This window comes from Lysinibacillus sp. HST-98, assembly GCF_016757845.1.
Lineage (GTDB): Bacteria > Bacillota > Bacilli > Bacillales_A > Planococcaceae > Lysinibacillus > Lysinibacillus capsici.
In genome coordinates, this window is the sequence record NZ_JAENHX010000004.1 from 354134 (window position 1) to 374513 (window position 20380).

At 37.4% G+C, this 20380-nt stretch carries 15 protein-coding genes; 4 read left to right on the forward strand and 11 right to left on the reverse strand.

All coding sequences use genetic code 11. From position 1 onward, the window contains the following. Nucleotides 1-41 precede the first annotated feature (41 nt). A complete protein-coding gene (locus tag JIN86_RS12500; protein ID WP_004229677.1) occupies nucleotides 42-938 on the reverse strand; it encodes a DMT family transporter in 897 nt (298 codons plus the stop codon). 186 nt (nucleotides 939-1124) lie between these two features. On the opposite strand from JIN86_RS12500, the gene JIN86_RS12505 reads away from it, so the two are divergent. Next, complete coding sequence (locus JIN86_RS12505) at nucleotides 1125-3149, forward strand: GGDEF domain-containing phosphodiesterase (protein ID WP_004229679.1); 2025 nt, start codon at nucleotides 1125-1127, stop codon at nucleotides 3147-3149. A gap of 45 nt (nucleotides 3150-3194) precedes the next feature. Here JIN86_RS12505 and JIN86_RS12510 read toward each other — a convergent pair whose 3' ends face one another. Together JIN86_RS12510 and JIN86_RS12515 are read right to left on the reverse strand one after the other, a co-directional pair. Then, nucleotides 3195-3671, reverse strand: coding sequence for a threonine/serine exporter family protein (locus JIN86_RS12510; protein ID WP_004229681.1), 477 nt, complete (start codon nucleotides 3669-3671; stop codon nucleotides 3195-3197). 12 nt (nucleotides 3672-3683) lie between these two features. Next, nucleotides 3684-4436 (reverse strand): threonine/serine exporter family protein, encoded by a 753-nt coding sequence (locus tag JIN86_RS12515; protein WP_202342069.1) that lies wholly within the window; start codon nucleotides 4434-4436, stop codon nucleotides 3684-3686. 336 nt (nucleotides 4437-4772) lie between these two features. Between JIN86_RS12515 and JIN86_RS12520 the strand changes: the two genes are divergently transcribed. After that, nucleotides 4773-6182: a polysaccharide deacetylase family protein gene (locus JIN86_RS12520; RefSeq protein ID WP_004229690.1), complete on the forward strand. Its 1410-nt coding sequence runs from the start codon at nucleotides 4773-4775 to the stop codon at nucleotides 6180-6182. Between the two features lie 424 nt (nucleotides 6183-6606). Here JIN86_RS12520 and JIN86_RS12525 read toward each other — a convergent pair whose 3' ends face one another. The 4 genes from JIN86_RS12525 to JIN86_RS12540 all read right to left on the reverse strand — a co-directional run bounded on the left by JIN86_RS12525 (nucleotide 6607) and on the right by JIN86_RS12540 (nucleotide 12715). Then, nucleotides 6607-8706 carry a beta-propeller domain-containing protein gene (locus JIN86_RS12525; RefSeq protein ID WP_225340632.1) on the reverse strand — a complete coding sequence of 700 codons (2100 nt, stop codon included), beginning with the start codon at nucleotides 8704-8706 and terminating at the stop codon, nucleotides 6607-6609. Nucleotides 8707-8834: 128 nt separating this feature from the next. After that, nucleotides 8835-10028, reverse strand: coding sequence for an acyl-CoA dehydrogenase family protein (locus tag JIN86_RS12530; RefSeq protein ID WP_202342070.1), 1194 nt, complete (start codon nucleotides 10026-10028; stop codon nucleotides 8835-8837). Between the two features lie 9 nt (nucleotides 10029-10037). Continuing rightward, nucleotides 10038-11210, reverse strand: coding sequence for a saccharopine dehydrogenase family protein (locus JIN86_RS12535; RefSeq protein ID WP_004229703.1), 1173 nt, complete (start codon nucleotides 11208-11210; stop codon nucleotides 10038-10040). A 26-nt stretch (nucleotides 11211-11236) separates the two neighbouring features. Next, the gene (locus JIN86_RS12540) at nucleotides 11237-12715 is read right to left on the reverse strand and encodes an aldehyde dehydrogenase family protein (RefSeq protein ID WP_004229708.1); all 1479 of its coding nucleotides are present in this window, start codon (nucleotides 12713-12715) and stop codon (nucleotides 11237-11239) included. A gap of 580 nt (nucleotides 12716-13295) precedes the next feature. Here JIN86_RS12540 and JIN86_RS12545 point away from each other — a divergent pair. Then, entirely contained in the window at nucleotides 13296-14096 is an 801-nt protein-coding gene (locus tag JIN86_RS12545; RefSeq protein WP_004229711.1) for a TIGR00266 family protein, read from the forward strand. Between the two features lie 38 nt (nucleotides 14097-14134). Here JIN86_RS12545 and JIN86_RS12550 read toward each other — a convergent pair whose 3' ends face one another. The 4 genes from JIN86_RS12550 to JIN86_RS12565 all read right to left on the reverse strand — a co-directional run bounded on the left by JIN86_RS12550 (nucleotide 14135) and on the right by JIN86_RS12565 (nucleotide 18920). Beyond that, on the reverse strand, nucleotides 14135-15097 hold the full coding sequence (locus tag JIN86_RS12550; protein ID WP_004229713.1) for a 2-hydroxyacid dehydrogenase: 963 nt from the start codon (nucleotides 15095-15097) through the stop codon (nucleotides 14135-14137). Nucleotides 15098-15312: 215 nt separating this feature from the next. After that, complete coding sequence (locus tag JIN86_RS12555; RefSeq protein ID WP_004229715.1) at nucleotides 15313-16605, reverse strand: globin-coupled sensor protein; 1293 nt, start codon at nucleotides 16603-16605, stop codon at nucleotides 15313-15315. Between the two features lie 294 nt (nucleotides 16606-16899). Then, nucleotides 16900-17736 (reverse strand): undecaprenyl-diphosphate phosphatase, encoded by an 837-nt coding sequence (locus JIN86_RS12560; protein ID WP_004229718.1) that lies wholly within the window; start codon nucleotides 17734-17736, stop codon nucleotides 16900-16902. A gap of 104 nt (nucleotides 17737-17840) precedes the next feature. Continuing rightward, nucleotides 17841-18920, reverse strand: a complete 1080-nt coding sequence (locus JIN86_RS12565; protein ID WP_202342071.1) for a metallophosphoesterase — start codon at nucleotides 18918-18920, stop codon at nucleotides 17841-17843. A gap of 309 nt (nucleotides 18921-19229) precedes the next feature. Here JIN86_RS12565 and JIN86_RS12570 point away from each other — a divergent pair, with 309 nt between their 5' ends. Next, a complete protein-coding gene (locus tag JIN86_RS12570; protein ID WP_004229727.1) occupies nucleotides 19230-20378 on the forward strand; it encodes an acyl-CoA dehydrogenase family protein in 1149 nt (382 codons plus the stop codon). Nucleotides 20379-20380: the final 2 nt, after the last annotated feature.

Here is a 20380-nt window from a genome sequence, read left to right on the forward strand (position 1 = left end):
AAATTTAAAGGTAGTCAAAAACTACTAACATAATAGTATATTTATGCTTTTTCTCCCGCTATTGAAAGCCATGTTACACAAACAAGCATAACGAAAACTCCTATTAATTGCCAAAAACCTAAAGAAGTACCGAAAATAATAACAGAGATAACCATTGCTGTTAATGGCTCAATACTAGAAAGAATGCTCGTTTCAACTGCCGAAATGTATTTCATACTACTTAAAAATAATATAAAAGCTACTGTTCCAAAAAATATTAAAGCAACTAATAACATTAAAATTTTAAAATCTACTAGAACAATCCATTGAGTGGACTGCTGCCAAACACGGCTTACTAAGCCTAAAGTGAAGCCACCCACCAGCATGCCCCAGCCCACTACTAAAAGCACACTCCACTCCTTCATTAAGCGTGCAGGATACAAGGTGTAAAATGCAAATGTTAAGCCTACTCCTATTCCCCATAACAAGGCTTTTGGACTAATAAGCAAACTTTCAAATGATGCATTCGTTAGTAACAGAAATAACCCTATAAGGGTACCAATAATACCTAACACTTGATATTTTGGTGGCCATTTCTTTAAACTAAGAGAGACATACGCGACAACAAATATTGGCGCTAAAAACTGTAGTAAGGTAGCAAGCACAGCATTACTTTCATTAATTGCAGCAACAAATGTAAATTGTACACCAAGCATACCTGCAATACCAAAAACGATGAGTTGCCTCCCCCATAGTTTGTGCTGCCAAATTCCAAAAATATTTTTTCCTGTTAACAATAAATATGTAAGTAGTAATATACCTGCAACCGATAAACGGATTGTTAACATAAAGGATACTGTCAAAGGTGTATGATTAAGCAACCACTCCATTAAAGGGCCAGTTGCTCCCCATAACATAGCACCCGAGACGATAAATATTATTCCTTTTAAACGTTTCATACCAATCCTGCTTCCTATATACGTACTAAAAATTGTTACTTTTCTTCAAATCATTTCTTGTATTTCACTAGAAAAGTCCTATTATTTTTTACTATCAAATATTTACAAATATATTCATAATGACTAATTCCCGATTATTATCTATAATATTAGTATATATTGATTACCCAAGGAGATCGAATAATCATGAGTCATATGCATAAATCATTTACGATTGATGAACATTATTTAAATTCACTTCCTTTTCCTGCAATTATCATTAATCAAGATGGACAAGCAACAGTCTGGGGAAAGAGTGCTGAACATCTGATTGGCTTATTAGCTAATGATATTAAAGGAAATACTACTCCATCTATACACGAAAATCTACTGCGTCAGCTTCCTGTCGAAACATTTCAATCTATTTTACAAAATGAGGACAGTACGTATCTAGAAAAAATTCAAGTACACACAACTTCAAATGCAGAAATAACAACAGCGCTGCTAGCTAAACCTTTTACAGATGAGGGAGAGCGTTTTATTCTATTGATTTTTATGCTACCAGAATTAATGACGCAGGCTATCTCTCAATGCAATACCTTTGTAAATCTTAAGCAAGGTTTAGATGCGACCTTTATGACTGTTACACTCGATCACGATGGATTTATCTTGGAATGTAATAATGAATTTCTAAAAACAAGCCAATGGACACCAAAGCGTGTTATCGGTAAAACCTTTTGGCAACTGTTCCCTGATAATGAAGTGAGTGAAAAAATAACACATACGATCTGGCGTAATTTAAATAATGGTCATACATGGCAGGGAGAAGTTGAAAAAATCACAAAAACGGGGCAATCCTATTGGGTGCTACTAACGGCTATCCCCCTCGTTAATCTTGAAACAAATGAACAACAGTTTATCCTAATTGAAAAGGATGTAACGAAATCAAAAACGATTCAACACCAACTTGAAAAAATTGCTTACATCGATACAGAAACTGGTTTGATGAATGCGCATCGACTTGAAAAAGTAATCACCAATATGATTGACGATGAGAGACACTTTTCATTTGTTTATCTAAGTATTGATAAATTTTATACACTTAAAGAATTACATGATCAACAAATCGATCAAAGCCTTATTGTTGAATTTACAAATCGTATAAAAATGTATTTCCAAGATAGCACGATGGCTCGTATAAATGAAAATGATTTTGTTGTCATTACGCCTTTAAGTGAATGGTTTATTCAAGGCTTTTTATCTTACTTACAACAACATCCGATTTATAGCGACAATATTGCTGTACCAATTTCTATTAGTGGCGGCATAACTAGATATCCTGAGGATCAATCAACATTCTCTCAGCTTATGAAGGCATCCATTGCTACTATTTCAACAGTCCGTGAGGCTGGCGGAGATAAAATTGTTTCTTTATCAACAGCAACACATAAAGCTTTAAATCGTAAAGCATTAATTGAAAAGCGCCTACTCCAAGCACTTGACCAAAAGAACTTGAAGGTACTCTATCAGCCACAAATCGATGTGTATTCTGGAAAAGTTACTGCTGTTGAAGCACTTGTACGTTGGGAAGATGAGGTAATAGGTGTCGTAACGCCTGATGAGTTAATTCCTATCGCTGAAGAAACAGGTTTAATTAATAATATTGGGTCCTTCATGCTGGAAAAGGCTTGTGAACAAGCCTTACTTTGGAAAAAGGCAGGCTATGATTTAAAAGTATCTATTAACTCTTCTGTACGCGAATTCCGTGATAAGAATATGGCAAAATCTATACTTGAAATGATTACAAAAACAGGTTGTCCAGCGAACCTATTACAAATTGAGATTACTGAAAAATTTGCTTTAGAAGCTGAAGGCGCAACGTCTATTGCACAGCAAATGCGTAAGCTTGAAAACGAAGGCATTTCCTTTGTTTTAGATGATTTCGGTACTGGCTACGGCTCATTTAGATATATGCAAATTTTACCAATAAGTACATTAAAAATCGATCAAACGTTTACAAATTCACTCTTGAAATCCGAAAAGAGCCAAAAGCTTATGAATGGTATGGTACAACTAGGTAAATCCATGGAATTGAAAGTAGTCGCTGAAGGTGTAGAAACAGCTGAACAAGCAGATCTATTAATCACTTACGGCTGCGATGCCATTCAGGGCTATTATATTAGCAAGCCTGTTACACCTGAAGAGATTGAACTATTACTGACTAAACAATAATAAATGAAGAAGGAAGGCTGCGTTTACGTTACACGCAGCCTCCTTCTATTTTTTATAAACCTTTTGTAATTTTACTTTACTTGAACGCACTGAGCGGAATATGAGTTGAATAATTACTTCTGCAAAAACTAGTCCAATAACAATAGCACCTGTAATTAAAAATGCCTTTAAGCCATATTGCAAGCCTTGTAAGTAATCATCTTCTACCACATTTCTCATTGCATTATAAGCCATGCCCCCTGGCACTAATGGTATAATTCCACCAACAATGAAAATAATCATGGGTATTTTAAAGCGTCGGGCATATAAATGAGCAACAATGGCAATGACAAATGAGCCTAAGAAAGAAGCTTTGACAACATCCATCCCTTGCTCTGTTAGAACATAGTATATGATCCAGCCAATTACCCCAACGAGTCCGCAATGAAGTAGTGTTTTTCTAGGAACATTAAAAATAATGGCAATCCCAGCTGTCGCAAAAAAACTAACTATTAATTGTATAATAATGTCCATCATCTGCATTTTGTCCGCCTCCTAAAATCCTAGTGTGACGGCAATAGCTGCACCAATAGCAAAGGCTGTTAAAAAGGCCTCTGCTCCCTTTGCCATCCCTGACATAAAATGACCTGCCATTAAATCACGAACAGCATTTGTTATCAAAATACCTGGTACGAGTGGCATGACGGAACTAATAATAATTTTATCAAGTTCAGTACCATAACCATACTTTACTGCAAAGAAGGCAACAAAGCCGAGGACGAGTGATGCTGTAAATTCAGAAAAAAACTTTACCCTTGTTAAATGATTAATGATTACAAGTACTAGGAAACCTAGCCCGCCTGCTAAAAAAGCTATCGGAAAATCCGACCATCCACCCTTAAACATAATAAGGAAACAACCACTAGCAAGCGCAGCTGCCAAAACTTGCAAATAAGTTGGTAAAAAATAATTTATTTTTTGTATCGACTTTAACTCGTCATAAGCTTCTTCTAATGTTATGATGTGAGATGTGAGTCTACGAGATACTGAATTTACCAAGGCGATTTTTTGCAAATCTGTAACCCTACTGGGAATTGATGTAATTCTTGTTGGCTGTGTCTTGCCTAACGAAAAAATGATGCCAGTTGGTGTGGCATAACATTGAGCATTTGGCATATTTTGAGAATGTGCCATACGCAGCATCGTATCCTCTACGCGGTATGTTTCTGCACCACTTTCAATCATAATGCGTCCTGCAAGCAACAAACAGTCAATCGTAAGTTCATTATCCGCATCTTGTAAGACCATTGCAGCTATCTGCCTCCTTCAAAAGGTTCCTTGCCAATATTAACGAACTGCCAATAAAAACTCAACTGAAAATTTTTCATAAGCAATGGATTATCTTTCAATTTATTTTTACAGTTACACTAATATTACGCATGTGTTTTTTCTATTTTAGTAGGTATTTTACAACCTCTTAAATAGAAGTACAACTACAATTAATTCGCTGATTCTTGAAGAAAAAGTGATCTTAATATATTTCCACAAAAATACATAAAAAGATTCTAGATTTGTATAACTTTTTTAATGACTGGCACGTCTGATTGTATAGAAAATAAAAAAGAGGGGAGCGTATCCAAAACCATGCAGGAACGCAGAAAAAGACGCGGTCCAATAATTGATTTCTTATTACTAAGCCTTATTGTGACCTTAACAACTATTATACTTTTTATTATCCTTTCAAAGGATGACTTCAAGTTTCAAAAGATTAGTGCTTCAAAAGAATCGGAGACGGAATCGGTGAATAGTCATTTATCGACCGAAAGTTCTGCGTTTCCAGGCATACGTATTGTTACAGACGTTTCAAATGACAAACGAACACCATTTGCTATTCATTACCCGCAAACAGATAACGAGGTTTTTAATGATGCCGTATTACAGTACATATCGGATTCAAAAGAAAACTATCTAACATCGATGAAGAAAAATAAAGATAAAGAAGCTATGGGTGAATTAAATATTAGTCTTGAAACTTTTCCATACCGAGAGCATTACTATTCCTTTGTGCTAACAAAAATGCTATATGTAGGAGGAGCCAATCACGAAGTCTCCACAAAAACATTCTTCATTAACAACGAAACGGGCGAACAAGTTACGATCCAAACGCTCTTACAAAATGATGAGAATAACTTATCTACGTTGGCTGTAAACGTCCGAAAAGATTTGCAAAAAAACCTCCAATTAAAGGATGAGCTTTTCAACGATGAATTATTAAAAGCTACAGAACCAAAATGGTCTAACTTCAATCGCTTTGCTATTGTTGACGATTCATTACAAATCTATTTCGATGAATATGAGATTGCTAGTGGAGCAGCAGGTATCCCAATAGTGAAACTACCCCTTTCGCTTATTAACCCATTGTTAGCCTCCGAATTTCAAATCGCAATGGAAAATGTAAAACCCATTAATCCACCACCAACTGGTGATCCGAATAAAAAACGTATTGCTTTAACATTTGATGATGGTCCACATCCAAAAGTGACGGAGCAAATTTTAAATATTCTTGATAAGTATCACGCAAAGGCTACTTTCTTCATGCTCGGTAGTCGTGTACAATACTATCCTGACATCGTAAAGGATGTTCTTGCGCGCGGTCATGAAATTGGAAACCATTCGTGGAACCACCCTGTCTTAACAAAGCTTACGCAGGAACAAGTGATGAAAGAATATAACACTACTGCCACTGAAATTGAGAAGGCAATCAATCAAGGTGCCACAGTTTTTAGACCACCATACGGTGCAACTAATGACACCATTAATGCTGAGATTCCTATCCCTGTAGTGCTATGGTCAATCGACACATTGGATTGGAAACATCGAAATGCACAGCAGCTATTGCCACACGTGAAAAATAATTTACACAATAATGCCATTGTCTTAATGCATGATATTCATCAATCTACTGCAGACGGACTTGACGCTGTTCTCTCCTATTTACAAGAGCAGGGCTATGAATTTGTGACTGTATCCGAGATACTGCCATATCGCCAATAGTATTTACAAAGAAAAGTCCAATGAATTTCAATATTCATTGGACTTTCCTTTTTGTTGAAAAAAGATGGTGTCAACGGCAGAATAATAACTTTGCAAGGTGAGAGGTTGATTTCCGTTCCGCCAGCATCCTTTACAGGGGCGTCCGATGAACCGCTTCACTCACTTACGTTCACTCCAAGGTCTCATCTGTCATTCTGCAAAGGACTTTCCTTTTCATAGTAGCATAGCGATCAAATAGCCCATTATCTGTATTCTTAGAGTGAATAAACTCTTATTTTCAATGAAGAGAAGTGATGGGTGACAACACCTCATCATAAAGAATAATGAACACCTTCACTATCGTTGAAAACCGTTGCTAAAAAGATAACAGGATTGGAGTAGAAGGCTGCTTGATACCTTTCAATTGACTGTTTTGTTTTTCTTATTATTTTATTGTTAAAGTATCTAAAGGCTTGAAGTCATTTAACTGATAGCTCTTCACTTCATTACGCGCTATTGTATACAGCGTATCATCTATATAAACAACACGTTGTACAACCTGCTCCCAATTTTCATAGGCTTCATTATTATTACGATTGATTATATTTCCTTTCAATACAATCCCTTTCTCTGCAGTAATCTCATAGATTTGAGCACCATGACCTTGATAGACAACTTCGTCTCCCTTACCTGCCTCATACAGTACTACAGGGAAGCCAAAATAGTTGAATTCCTTATTGCGGAATAGCGCTTTAGGATTGTATTGCACTTCAGAGGAAGAACCTTTCCCACCAATTTTTACGGTTGATTGCTCTCTCGGATTTCGGAAGTCTGATACATCAAATAGGGACATCTTCATATTGGTTGTCACAGTAAAATTACGTTTTGTATACGAATCATAGCGTTGCTCCGTATCATAACCAATACCAATTAAATGCGTCTCATCTAATGGATGTAGGTAATTACTGAAGCCAGGAATCTTCAATTCCCCTAGTACAGCAGGCTTTTTCGGATTCGCTACATCAATGACAAATAGTGGATCCACTTGTTTAAATGTCACCACATATGCTTTTTCTCCCATAAATCTAGCTGAATATATCTTTTCTCCAGGCGCCATATCTTTTACTGAACCAAGCGGTTTTAAATGTTCATCCAAAATAAAGAGATGGTTATAGGAAGTACTTTTCTCATTCCACGTATTACCTTCTGTTGTAAAGATTCGGAAGTTCCCCTTATATTCATCCATTGAATACTGATTTAGCACAGTTCCCTTTACTTCCGTACTTCCGACAAAGTTCAAAGTCGTTCCATCTACATTCCACTTGAAAATTTGGGTGTCGGCTGACCTCGGTAACCAAATCATATCCATGACGCGCTTTTCTGATGAAACATCAATATTACTTTCATACATTGGTGTCGTTAAATACAGGGCATTCTCTGACATATAAAGACCACTACTTCCACCTAAATACCCTTTCGTATTGGCCGTTGTCTTAGCTCCATTTTTTAAATCGACAGCTGTAATTAAACTATACGTACCATCCATCGTATTTGGTAAGATTGAGATTTTTTCTAAAGGCAGACTTTTGTACTCTAATCCTGCCATACTATCAAATGTTTTAGGCTTTAAATCGGTTTTATTGTTTTCTTGTAGCATCCAGTAATTTGGATACATATTTCCGATTAAATATAATGTGTCATTCGTTATGCGAATATCCTGCAAGAAGCCTTCTTGCCCAACATCACGTACATGCTTTGGATTGCTTGGATTTGAAATATCATAAATTGAGGCTGTTACCATAGCTGTGCCAGCTTTTTCAATATATTGATCCCCGATAGCAATTAATAGATTGTCATATAGCGCAAGCTTAGAAATATATTGGGAATCTTTTAATTTGATACTTGTAGCCACCTTTAAATTTTTAGGATCTTTAGCATTCACAACTGTAATGCTCTGATCTTTTGCATTGTAAATAAAGCCATCTTTGACAACTACAATGTCTCCCTCTTCTACCCCCTCTACTTGATTATTAGTTGTAGACTCATTATTAGCGGTTGCTTTATCTTCACTTGCTGTACTTTGTAAGCTCTCTTCTTCTCTAACTTCTACTCTTTGAGTTGTTAACAACTTTTTAAAATACTGCTGTAACTCTTTCTCCGATTTAACGGCTGTTAATGTCTCGATAATTGTAAATGGAATTGTCTGCGAAGCTATTTTCAGTCCGCCTTGTGCAAAGGCCTCCTTTTTTACATGCAATTGATAATTACCTGGTGCTAACTTTTTCACCACTATCGTTTTTTGATCTTCCAGCAATTCAATTGTTGCAGGTACTTTGTGTCCTTTTTCCGTAGTGATATAGACATATTCTTCAGTTATTTTGTTTTTCTTTAAAGCAACTGAAAAAGATGCTTGCCAGTTTTGTGTTGCCATACTTGCGCTAGCCGCCTTTGCCGTCACATCTGTATTCACTATCCATGTAAAAATACCAGGCACGATAGCTAGAACGATAATCAGCATAATTGCGAACCATTTACTTTTCATCATTTTTCCTCTCCTTCATATACTTGTTTATTAATTAGACTAGTAAAAAAGAGGAAAGTTACATTTTTCTGAAATTTTCTAAGTAAGTTAAGGCACTACAAAAAACGAGAGGGAAGTGTTTCCCCTCTCGTTTATTCTTCAAATGGCCATTTAGGCAACATATTTTTTAAAGGCTTATCTTGGCGTCTTCCCAATACATAATCCGCCTGCATAATCGTATGAATTTCGCGAGTCCCTTCATAAATTACTGGTGCTTTGGAGTTTCTTAAATAACGGGCAACTGGATACTCGTCTGAATAGCCATAGGCTCCATGAATCTGTACCGCATCATCCGCAGCCTTATTCGCAAAATCACAAGATTGCCATTTTGCCAATGAAGTCTCTCGAGTATTTCGAACACCTTTATTTTTCAATTCTCCAACACGATAGACAAGGAGACGACTCATTTGATAGCCTGCTTCCATATTAGCTATCATTCGTCCTACAAGCTGGTGCTCACCAATAGGTTTGCCAAATGTTTCCCGTTCATGACAGTACTTCACACTAGCCTCTATGCAAGCTTGGATCAAACCAACAGCACCTGCCGCTACTGTAAATCGACCATTATCTAGCGCAGACATGGCAATTTTGAAGCCCTCGCCCTCTTCACCTAGTCGGTTTTCAATTGGCAAGCGTAAATCTTCAAAAAAGAGCTCACCTGTATTACCAGCACGAATACCATATTTTCCTTTAATCGCTTTAGATGTAAAGCCAGCCATGGAACGTTCTACAATAAACGCACTAATTCCATGATGTTTCTTTGATTTGTCAGTATAGGCAAATACGATAAAGTGGTCTGCAATATCACATAAGGAGATCCACGTTTTTTGCCCATTGAGGATATAATGATTACCATCACGTACAGCAGTTGTTGTCATGGCAGCTACATCAGACCCTGCCCCTGGCTCTGTGAGACCAAAAGCTCCAATTCGTACACCTTTAGCTTGTGGAACAAGGTATCGTTGCTTTTGCTCTTCAGTCCCCCACTGCATTAGGGTCATACTATTTAAACCTGTATGGACAGATACAGCTGTGCGAAATGCCGTATCTCCCCGTTCAAGCTCCTCACATACGATAGCAAGTGCATTATAATCCATGCCACTACCTCCGTATTGTTCAGGAACACAAACCCCCATTAAGCCAAGCTCAGCCAGTCTGGACCAAATCTTGGCATCAAAGCCACCTTCAGCATCCCATTTTGCAATATAGGGAATGATTTCCTCATCAACAAACTGTCTTACTGTTTTTCTTAGCATTTCCTGCTCAGCGGACATTTCAAAGTTCATGGTTAGCACCTACCATTTCACAATCATAGCAGACTTGTGTGATGTCTCTTTAATGACCACACCTCGTTTAGCCATCTCTTCAATATACGTATCACCTGGCACGATTGCTTCAGGCGGGAATACACCATGCTCTGTAATAGCACCGGCACCAATCATCTGAGCAACAACTGATATCGTATTTGCGGTAGCACGTGCCATAGCTGTTTCATTAATTGTCATGTCTTTACGTACAACCATTTCATATTCATATGTCACCTGCTGTTGGGCTTTTTCACCCGCTACAATAACACGTAACAATACAGCATCAGGTTTTGTGCCCAATTCAAGTTTCTTTTTGAGTGCCTCTCGTACAACTGCACGAACAGGCACTTCTTGATTATCCACTTCTACCTTATTCGCAGAATCAAGGAAACCTAAGTCTGCTAAAAGTTTAAATTTCTCAGCATGGCCTTTATAACGGATGGTTTTATATTCTAATGTGCGGACATTCGGGAATGTCTTATACAATGTGGAGATACCACCAGATGTATAAAATGCCTCAAGCACACCGAAATCATCAAAATAAATAGGTTCAACGCCTGATAGGGATGGAACTTCTTCAAGCTTGCCCTTCTGAATCGTTTTTGAAGGCTCAGTATAATGATCGAATACGCCATCTAAAGAAAATACGCGTGTATAATGAAGCGGAGGCTTTGGCTCAGTTGGAATACCACCAACAAATAGTTTAATAGATTCTACTTCATCTAATTTTGAAGCACCATAGCCCGCTAGAATATTGACCATGCCAGGAGCAACACCTAGGTCAGGAATGATTGTAACACCCTTTGCCTTCGCTTCCTCATGTAAATCTAATATCTTCTCTGTAACGCCACCGATATGACCACCTAAATCAACGGAATGGACACCCGCCTCTATAGCTGCTCTTGCTACTCGTTCATTGAACGAATAAAACAATGCATTGACGGCAACATCACCCTTCGAAATAACGTTCATTAATGAATCGTCACGTTCTGCGTGTAGCTCTACCACTTCTACCTTATTTGTATCTAGCGTATCTACAAAGTCCTGTGCAACTTTCACGTCGATATCACCTAAATACACACGCTCCACTTTATCGTTTTTTATTAAATCACGAGCTACCTCTTTCCCCATTAAACCTGCACCTAATACAACAACTTTCATCAAGAACATCCCCTTTCGTTGATCTGTTACTCTGTATCGATTTGTGCTCTTTGTAATTTACCGCTGTAGTCTACATAAATACTTTTCCACTCTGTGTATACATCTAGGGCTGCTACACCTGAATCACGGTGCCCATTTCCTGTCCCTTTAGTACCTCCAAATGGCAAATGGATTTCAGCACCTGTTGTGCCAGCATTTACATAAACGATACCTGTGTCTAAATCACGTTGCGCGCGGAAAATTGTATTGACATCCTGTGAGAATATTGAGCTAGATAAGCCAAATTTCACACCATTATTTACTTCAATTGCTTCTTCCAAACTTGCCACTTCAATTAGAGATACGACTGGACCAAAGATTTCTTCTTGAGCAATAATCATGTCAGGCTTCACATTCGTAAACAATGTTGGCTCATAATAGAACCCCTTATCATAAGGTGGTTCATTTAGTATCCTGCCACCTGCTAATAATGTAGCACCCTCTTGTTTACCTATTTGTACATAGTGATTAATTTTTTCCAATGCTGCTTTATTAATCACTGGCCCGATTTTTACTCCCTCATCTAGACCATCCCCAATTGTGAGCTTTTGCATTTCATCTAAGAGACGTTTCTCTAATTGTTCTTTTACATCTTTATGCACAATGACTCGGCTACATGCTGTACACCTTTGCCCAGCAGTACCAAATGCGCTCCATAAAATTCCTTCTGTAGCTAGCTGTAGATCAGCATCATTCATGACAATAACAGCATTTTTGCCACCCATCTCTAAAGAAACCTTTTTCAAATGCTTCCCGCCAAGCTCAGCTACTTTACTGCCCGTTGTTGTAGAACCTGTAAACGAAATAACCTTGACGTCAGGGTGTTCAATTAATGCTGTGCCTACTGTAGGTCCTGTACCAAATACGATATTAGCAACACCATCTGGTAAGCCTACTTCCTCAAAAATTTTACCCATTTCATAGGCCATCATTGGAGTCTCATTAGAAGGTTTCCAAATGAATGTATTCCCTGCAACAATGGCAGGAAATGACTTCCACGTGGCGATAGCAACAGGGAAATTCCAAGGTGTAATGAGTGCTACAACGCCTATAGGTGCCCTTACACTCATAGCAAATTTATTGGCAAGCTCAGACGGTGTTGTTTCACCAAACAATCTACGTCCTTCACCAGCCATATAGTATGCCATATCAATTCCTTCTTGGACTTCTCCTCTAGCCTCTTCAATGACCTTGCCCATCTCTTTTGTTAAAACGGTCGCCAAATGTTCTTTTTTCTCTTTCATTTTTTGACCGATGGCATATAAATAATCTGCACGTTTTGGTGCTGGTATAAGTGCCCAGCTCTTTTGTGCTTGTTTAGCAACAGCTACAGCCTCGCCTACCTCATTCGAAGTAGAACGTGGAATGGTAGCAAGCTGCTCACCGTTTGCAGGGTTCGTCACTGCTATACTTTGTAAATGTGAATGTGTGATCCATTTACCACCGATATAGTTTTTAATCTCCACTACATACACCCCCTGAAATACTCTATGATGCCTCAGCTGTTGTACCAGTCGTATTCCATAGGTATAAGTCTATGAATTTAACCAGAATCCATTTCGCCTTTGGATAATTGCGTCCGAGTAGTGGAATGTGCTTGCACGTTTCACTATCCGTGACAGTTACCAGTGGCTTTATCTCCATACAATCAATAATTGCTCCCCACCAAAAGAATAAATGTCTCATTAGGAATCTTGGAGTGAACGGAGATAAAATATGTCAAAATTCCGAATTTTCAATAAAAACCACACCTTGTCATACTAGCATTTCCATAATAATCGGTGACAACTGCCAGAGGCTTTATTTCCACTTAACTTCCTTACCTCAATAGAGAGGATGACTTCTAATCTTAGAAGCCTCTTAAGGTTATGTATATTCACAATACCCTTAGTTAAATGAAAATAAATAATACACATTCTAGTTTTTTATATTCGACATTTTCTAACTAATTCCCTTTTTTTCTAAAATATTTAATTTTCTATTGAAACCAATGTAGCTTATAATCGTATACAATATCATTAAATTTATTTTTGGAGGAATCCCTTTATGAATAATCATGAAATTGACTACAAGTTATTTGGTGACGACATGCAATATGTGCAAGTTGAGCTTGACCCTCAGGAAACAGTGGTTGCAGAAGCAGGAGCGTTAATGATGATGGATGATTCGATCCATATGGAAACTATTTTTGGTGACGGCTCAAGAGGTGGCTCACAAAGTGGTCTAATGGGTAAATTATTAGGTGCCGGAAAACGCCTAATAACAGGTGAGAGCTTATTCATGACAACATTCACAAACGTTGGCTCAGGTAAGAAGCATGTTTATTTCGCATCACCATACCCAGGGAAGATTATTCCGATGGATTTAAGCCAATTAAACGGTAAAATTATCTGTCAAAAAGATGCATTCTTAGCTGCTGCTAAAGGGGTCTCTGTTGGCGTTGAATTTCAGAAAAAAATTGGAGTAGGCTTCTTCGGTGGTGAAGGCTTCATTATGCAAAAGCTAGAAGGTGACGGCATGGCGTTTGTTCATGCAGGAGGAGCCATTCATGAAAAAACATTACAACCAGGTGAAGTTTTACGTGTGGATACAGGATGTCTGGTAGCAATGACATCCAATGTAGATTACGATATTGAAATGGTTGGAGGCGTAAAAACAGCCCTGTTTGGAGGCGAAGGAATTTTCTTTGCTACATTACGTGGTCCTGGAACAGTGTGGGTACAATCATTACCATTTAGCCGTTTAGCCAGTCGTGTCTTTGCAGCTGCACCTATTTCGCAAGGTGGAGGCGGTCAATCTAAAGGTGAAGGCGGTATCGGTGGCTTATTCGATTTATTCAATAGATAAAAAAATGGAGCATATCTTTCACCGATATGCTCCTCTTTTTAATCAATTCGATTGGATATTGCCTTTCCTTGTCCATAAGCAGTCAAAGCTTTTACATTTAACATTAGCATTGCCGTTCTCGTTTCTAATGACGCGCTACCGATATGTGGCAGAGCTACTACATTTGGAAGTGTTAATAAAGGATGATCCATCGCAATTGGCTCTTGTTCAAACACATCTAGTCCTGCAGCCCAAAGCTTCCCATTTTTCAGAACATCGTACAGCGCATCCTCATCAATAATTCCACCACGTGAGGCATTAATTAATACCGCATCTTCTTTCATCAAAGCAAGTTCCTTTGCACCAATGAGTCCTTCCGTATCACTATTATAAGGTGTCATAATCACAACAAAATCAGATTGCTTTAATAGATCCTCCAGCGAAACATACTGGAAGCCATACATTTCTTCTGCTTCATGACGACGTCTGCGATTATTATACAAGATTTTCATATCAAACCCTTTTGCTCTTCTAGCAACAGCTTGGCCAATTCTCCCCATGCCAATAATGCCAATTGTAGCTCCTGAAACATCCTTGCCAACCAGTTGCATTGGATACCAGCTTTTCCATTTGCCCTCACGTAAATATCTTTCACTTTCTGGAATTCTACGAGCAGTTGCAAGCAGTAAGCCAAATACTAAATCCGCAGTTGTATTAGTTAGAACTCCGGGCGTATTTGTCGCCATAATGCCTCGTTTTTTTAAAGCCTTCACATCGATATTATTATATCCAACAGCTAAATTCGTCACTAATTTTAAGTTGGGGGCATGCGAAAGTAATTCTTCATCTACTTGATCGGCTATCGTTACCCACAGTACCTCACAGTCAGCGACAGCTGCTAGCAATTTTTCACGTGGAATCACAATTTCTTCCTCATCCCATTGTGAGATTTCATAAAATTCCTGTAACAGTTCAACAATATGTGTAGGAAACTTACGTGTTATAAATAATTTCTTTTTCATGCTCCAAACACCCCTCTACTCAATTCCCTAATTCGCCTATAGCGTAACACTTAAAACAAGCATTTTCTAGGGTTTTGTAATCTTCCTCTTTCTATAAAATTTGTTATTAGCTAATTCATCAGCCTATTAGTTGATTTATCCATAAAATAAGACCTTTTATCTTAATTCACATACTAAAAAACTATGCATAGACAGTATGCATAGCTATGTTTCTTTTAAAACTCTCTTATTGTTGTATTTAAGCGATTAGCTGCCCTCGCTAATTCTTCCGAAGATTCACCAATCGATTCAATAATAGTAGCTAATTCAGATACTTGATTATCAACTTTTTGGAAATTCGAGATCGAATTTTCTACAGAACCAGAAATCGCATCAAAAGCTTTTAGAGATTCAGCATTACGTTCGATACTACTATTTACAAGCTCCTGTATGTTCTGAATAGCTTGTACAACTTGTGTTGTGATACCATTTGACGTCATGATTAACTCAGCAATCTGTTCAACAGAGCTTTTCGTTTGATCTGCAAGCTTGCGTACTTCGTTTGCAACAACTGCAAATCCTTTACCATGCTCACCAGCACGTGCCGCCTCAATTGCAGAGTTTAACGCAAGTAAATTTGTTTGCCCAGAAATACTTTTCACAATTTCTACAACGGCATTTATTTTCGAAGAGGAAGCATCTAATTGCTCCACCATATTTGCCATTTCTACGGTCTTATGATGAATCTTCCCTGTTTGCTCATTAATGGATAGTATTTTAATATAGCCTTCACTAGACACTTTTTGCATTGATTCTGCCTCATACATACTTTCCTTCAAAGAAGCGTTGACACGCTTGGCGCTATATACAAGTTCTGTTACTGTTTCAGTCGTAGTTTGTGATTGAACCTCTAATTGTGTAGAAATTCCGCCTATAACATCCTTTACATGGTCCCTAACATTATTGCGTTGTGTTTCAATTAGTATACTTGCGTAGCTATCGTATTCTTCTAAAACGATTTGTTGTTCAAAATTACATATTTTACTGATAGCATCACAAAACTTCTCTTCTTCGCCCTTTGGTAATCGTAGTTCATAGACTATTTTGCGAAGTGATTTCTCAAGTATTTGAAATGCAGCTAAATACCATTTCGGATATAAATTAATCTTTACATGCATTTTTGCCACACGTCTTCGCTTCTCTAAAAAGGCTTCATCTATTCGCCCCTCAAACATTTCAATAATATGGTGACGTAATGTCTGACGTAAACGTTCGCTGGAGCTATGTGATTGAATGACCTTTTGTAAGGCAGGAACACTTTCTATTGCATGATAAAATGCAGCTACCACTTCTACTACATTTCTTTCTACATATGGTTTTAAACTATTAATCAGCTGAAGATCATGCACACTTAACCCTACAAGATTTAATTGTAGTAAACGGTCTGGATCTTCTATAAAAATACCGATTGTTGTTTCATTGCTTATTTCAATTGTACTTTTCTTAGATCTATTGATAAGTTGAAACATTTTCTCCACCTCATATATTTAATCAAATATCTTACTAAGTCTATATTCCTACTTTTTATAAAAAAACAACAAATAATTAGACACTTTATGTATCAATTATAATCTCAAAACAGTTAAATGAACAATATGTAGGTAAATGTTGTCTAATATTATTATAATTTGCTATTAATTTATGCTTCGATATGATTCTTTATGCTCATTTTTTCTCACTTTATTGAAAAAACGGATGGATGATACAATAATTTTGACGCAAAAAAAGCCACTGCTTCTTGAAGAAGAAGCGTGACTTATTGTTTACATGAAAATGATAACGCAAAGAACTGCGGCTAAAACTAAACGATAAATGGCAAAAGGCATTAATTTTACCTTTGAAATAAGCGCTAAGAAAAACTTAATGGACAGTAATGCAAAGACGAACGAACTAATAAATCCTACAGCATAGAAGCCGAAATAGTCCATTGATAAAGTATCCCAGTTTTTCAAAACGGATACGAGGCTAGCTCCTGCCATGATTGGCACAGCCATAATGAATGTAAAATCAGCTGCAACACGGTGACTCATACCAAATAGTACCCCACCCGAAATCGTTGCACCTGAACGAGAAAAACCTGGCCATAGAGATAGGCATTGTACTAGCCCTACCTTAAATGCTAAACCATAAGAAATCTTATCTAAAGAATCAACTTTTGGTTTTCTCGGTGCCAATTTATCTGCAGCAATCATTAGAATTGCTCCTGCCACTAGTGCATATACAACATGTTCTACTTTAAAAAGATGGTCGTCAATAAAATCCTTGAATGCAAAACCTAAGACAACTGCTGGTAGCATACCAACAATAACATGCAATAAGTTAAAGCGGCCATTTATGGACTTAGCTTGACCTTCAATATTATATAAACCAACTAAGCTTAGCATACGTTTCCACATAACTACGATAACTGCTAATATGGAACCAAGTTGTACAACAATTTTAAATGTGTTGGCAGGATATTTCCCTAAAAACTCTTCTGTCTTTAACCACATATCATCCACGATAATCATATGCCCCGTAGAAGATACTGGTGCAAATTCTGTCATACCCTCAACAAAGCCTAATATTAATGCTTTTAATAACTCTATAATTTCCACCATGTCACCTTACCTTTTCTAATCAAATACCCACTTATTATAAAATACTACGTTTGTATATACTACTGCCATTTCACCTAAGAAGCCGGTTGTTAGATTATCACATTCTATTTAAATGTTATATCTACTACCCAAAGCTCTGATCTACTGCCAATTCGCATCGGTGGGCCCCAGAAGCCATAGCCTGATGAAACAAGTGTATGCATCTGTTCCTTCAATTTATAACCATAATCCAGTTCAAATACACGAGCTGTTATATACTGATTCGGCCACAGTTGTCCCTTGTGTGTATGACCAGACATATGTAAATCAACGCCCATTTTTGAAGGCATGTTCAAATCGTCAGGTGTATGATTCATTACAAGCCATGGTAAATTAGCAGATGGCTTTAGTACCTCAAGTGGTTTTCTTTCTTTATTCGTTCTGTCCTCTTGCCCTGTTAATATAAACGCCTCTTCTATAAGAATTGTTTCATCTAGGAGCATTTTCACATTGGCATTTTCCATTTCCTTAATAAACTCAGGAATTTTTTTGCCATAATATTCATGGTTACCTAATATACCATATGTTCCATATGTAGATGTTAATTGTTTCATGACATCTGCCATACCCTCTTGAACAAACCATTTAGGGTCATCGTCCACAATATCCCCAGCTAACAACACAATATCTGGTTGTGCTTCATTAGCTAAACTGACAAAACGTTGTAAATGTCGTTTATGTGATAACACACCTAAGTGAAAATCAGATGCCACAACAGCTCTTAGTGTGTTTAAATCACTATCTTGTTTATCAACAGTTATTTCTAAATGACGAACAACTGGAGAGTAGGCTAAATAGGAGCCAATAATACTTAACAAGAATAGGATTGCTACTCCTATACTACCTATTATTTGCACGTTTTTAAAAGGTGTAAGCCAAATAATGAATTGTGCAACTAAACATAGCAATAAGCCATATTCAAAGATAAACATCCAATAATTACTGATTACAGAAAACACTCGTAATGACTCGTGTAATCTTCCGATTATAATACTAAAAGCAACCATATATAGCACGATCCAAAATAATACTGGAAAACGAAACCACCCCATTGCTACAAGCCACTGCTTTACTCCCCACCCTAAATAGAAAGTCAAAGCACTATAAATACTAATTAAAAGAACAGCGCCGATTACTTTTGGCATAACCAAGTCCTCTACTTTCTTTCTATAATTTAATTGATTATACCATTATACTTATCAATCATATTGCTTAAAGCACTTGAATAATCTTCTAAAGAAAGTAGGAACTTGTCCCTTTATTCTATGACAAAATTAAGTTTACCTTTTCATTTCATTCGTTACTCTCGTTTTACATGACATTTCACTGTATATAGATGACATTTTCGTCATTTACATATTAAATACCACTTTTATTTTCACATTTCTTCCAGTAACATAGTAGATGAACGAGCAAATTTGCGTATTTACGAGGAAAAAGGGGTGCTATTTCAAATGACACGTTATAAATTTGAAACAACAGAGCATGAGTTATTTCGCAAAACCTTTCGTAAGTTTTTAGCTGAAGAAGCTGAACCGCATTATGCACAGTGGGAAAAGGATCATCTTATTCCGCTTTCTTTTTGGCGTAAGCTTGGTGATATGGGGTATCTTTGCCCACAAGTAGAAGAACAATATGGCGGACTGGGCTTGGATTTCAGCTTTGGCGTCATTATACAAGAAGAACTTGAACGTATAGGCTCAAGTCTTATCGGGGTTGGCCTGCATAATGACATTGTTGTCCCATATATCGAAGCATATGGGACACACGAACAAAAATCTCGTTGGCTGCCAAAATGTGTTACAGGCGACTATATAACAGCTATTGCAATGACGGAGCCTGGTACAGGTTCAGACTTGGCTAATATCAAAACGTCAGCCATTCGCGATGGGGACCATTATATCGTAAATGGTCAAAAAACCTTTATAACAAATGGCATCCATACAAACTTAGCGGTTGTCGCAGTAAAAACAAATCCTCAAGCTGAGAAAAAACATCGTGGTATTAGCCTACTTGTTATTGAAGAGGGCACACCTGGCTTTACAAAAGGAAGACAGCTCGAAAAAGTTGGTATGCATGCCCAAGATACAGCTGAACTCTATTTTGAAGATTGTCGAGTGCCTGTTCAAAACCTACTTGGAGAAGAAGGCAAGGGCTTTCATTATATGATGGAAAAACTGCAACAAGAGCGATTAGCAGTAGCGATTGCCGCACAAACAGCCGCTGAGGATATGCTTACGCTAACGCTAGACTATGTGAAATCACGTCAGGCTTTTGGCAAAACAATTGGTGACTTCCAAAATACACAATTTAAAATAGCTGAAATGGCTACTAAAATTGAGCTTGGTAAATCCTTTTTGGAATCATTGATTGAAGAACATATTGCAGGCAATGATGTTGTGACAAAAGTTTCTATGGCAAAATACTGGATTACCGAAAATGCACGTGACCTTGCTACGCAATGTATGCAATTGCATGGTGGCTATGGCTATATGGAGGAATATAAGATTGCTAGAAGATATAGAGATATACCTGTTATGTCGATCTATGCTGGTACTAATGAAGTCATGAAGGTTATTATCGCCAAAAATTTAGGCCTATAATA

Coding starts and splice junctions, on each gene's coding strand:
- JIN86_RS12500 (WP_004229677.1), bottom strand. CDS start 938: ATGAAACGTTTAAAAGGAATAATATTTATCGTCTCGGGTGCTATGTTA.
- JIN86_RS12520 (WP_004229690.1), top strand. CDS start 4,773: ATGCAGGAACGCAGAAAAAGACGCGGTCCAATAATTGATTTCTTATTA.
- JIN86_RS12560 (WP_004229718.1), bottom strand. CDS start 17,736: ATGGTGGAAATTATAGAGTTATTAAAAGCATTAATATTAGGCTTTGTT.
- JIN86_RS12555 (WP_004229715.1), bottom strand. CDS start 16,605: ATGTTTCAACTTATCAATAGATCTAAGAAAAGTACAATTGAAATAAGC.
- JIN86_RS12525 (WP_225340632.1), bottom strand. CDS start 8,706: ATGATGAAAAGTAAATGGTTCGCAATTATGCTGATTATCGTTCTAGCT.
- JIN86_RS12510 (WP_004229681.1), bottom strand. CDS start 3,671: ATGCAGATGATGGACATTATTATACAATTAATAGTTAGTTTTTTTGCG.
- JIN86_RS12535 (WP_004229703.1), bottom strand. CDS start 11,210: ATGAAAGTTGTTGTATTAGGTGCAGGTTTAATGGGGAAAGAGGTAGCT.
- JIN86_RS12565 (WP_202342071.1), bottom strand. CDS start 18,920: ATGCCAAAAGTAATCGGCGCTGTTCTTTTAATTAGTATTTATAGTGCT.
- JIN86_RS12515 (WP_202342069.1), bottom strand. CDS start 4,436: ATGGTCTTACAAGATGCGGATAATGAACTTACGATTGACTGTTTGTTG.
- JIN86_RS12570 (WP_004229727.1), top strand. CDS start 19,230: ATGACACGTTATAAATTTGAAACAACAGAGCATGAGTTATTTCGCAAA.
- JIN86_RS12530 (WP_202342070.1), bottom strand. CDS start 10,028: ATGAACTTTGAAATGTCCGCTGAGCAGGAAATGCTAAGAAAAACAGTA.
- JIN86_RS12505 (WP_004229679.1), top strand. CDS start 1,125: ATGAGTCATATGCATAAATCATTTACGATTGATGAACATTATTTAAAT.
- JIN86_RS12550 (WP_004229713.1), bottom strand. CDS start 15,097: ATGAAAAAGAAATTATTTATAACACGTAAGTTTCCTACACATATTGTT.
- JIN86_RS12545 (WP_004229711.1), top strand. CDS start 13,296: ATGAATAATCATGAAATTGACTACAAGTTATTTGGTGACGACATGCAA.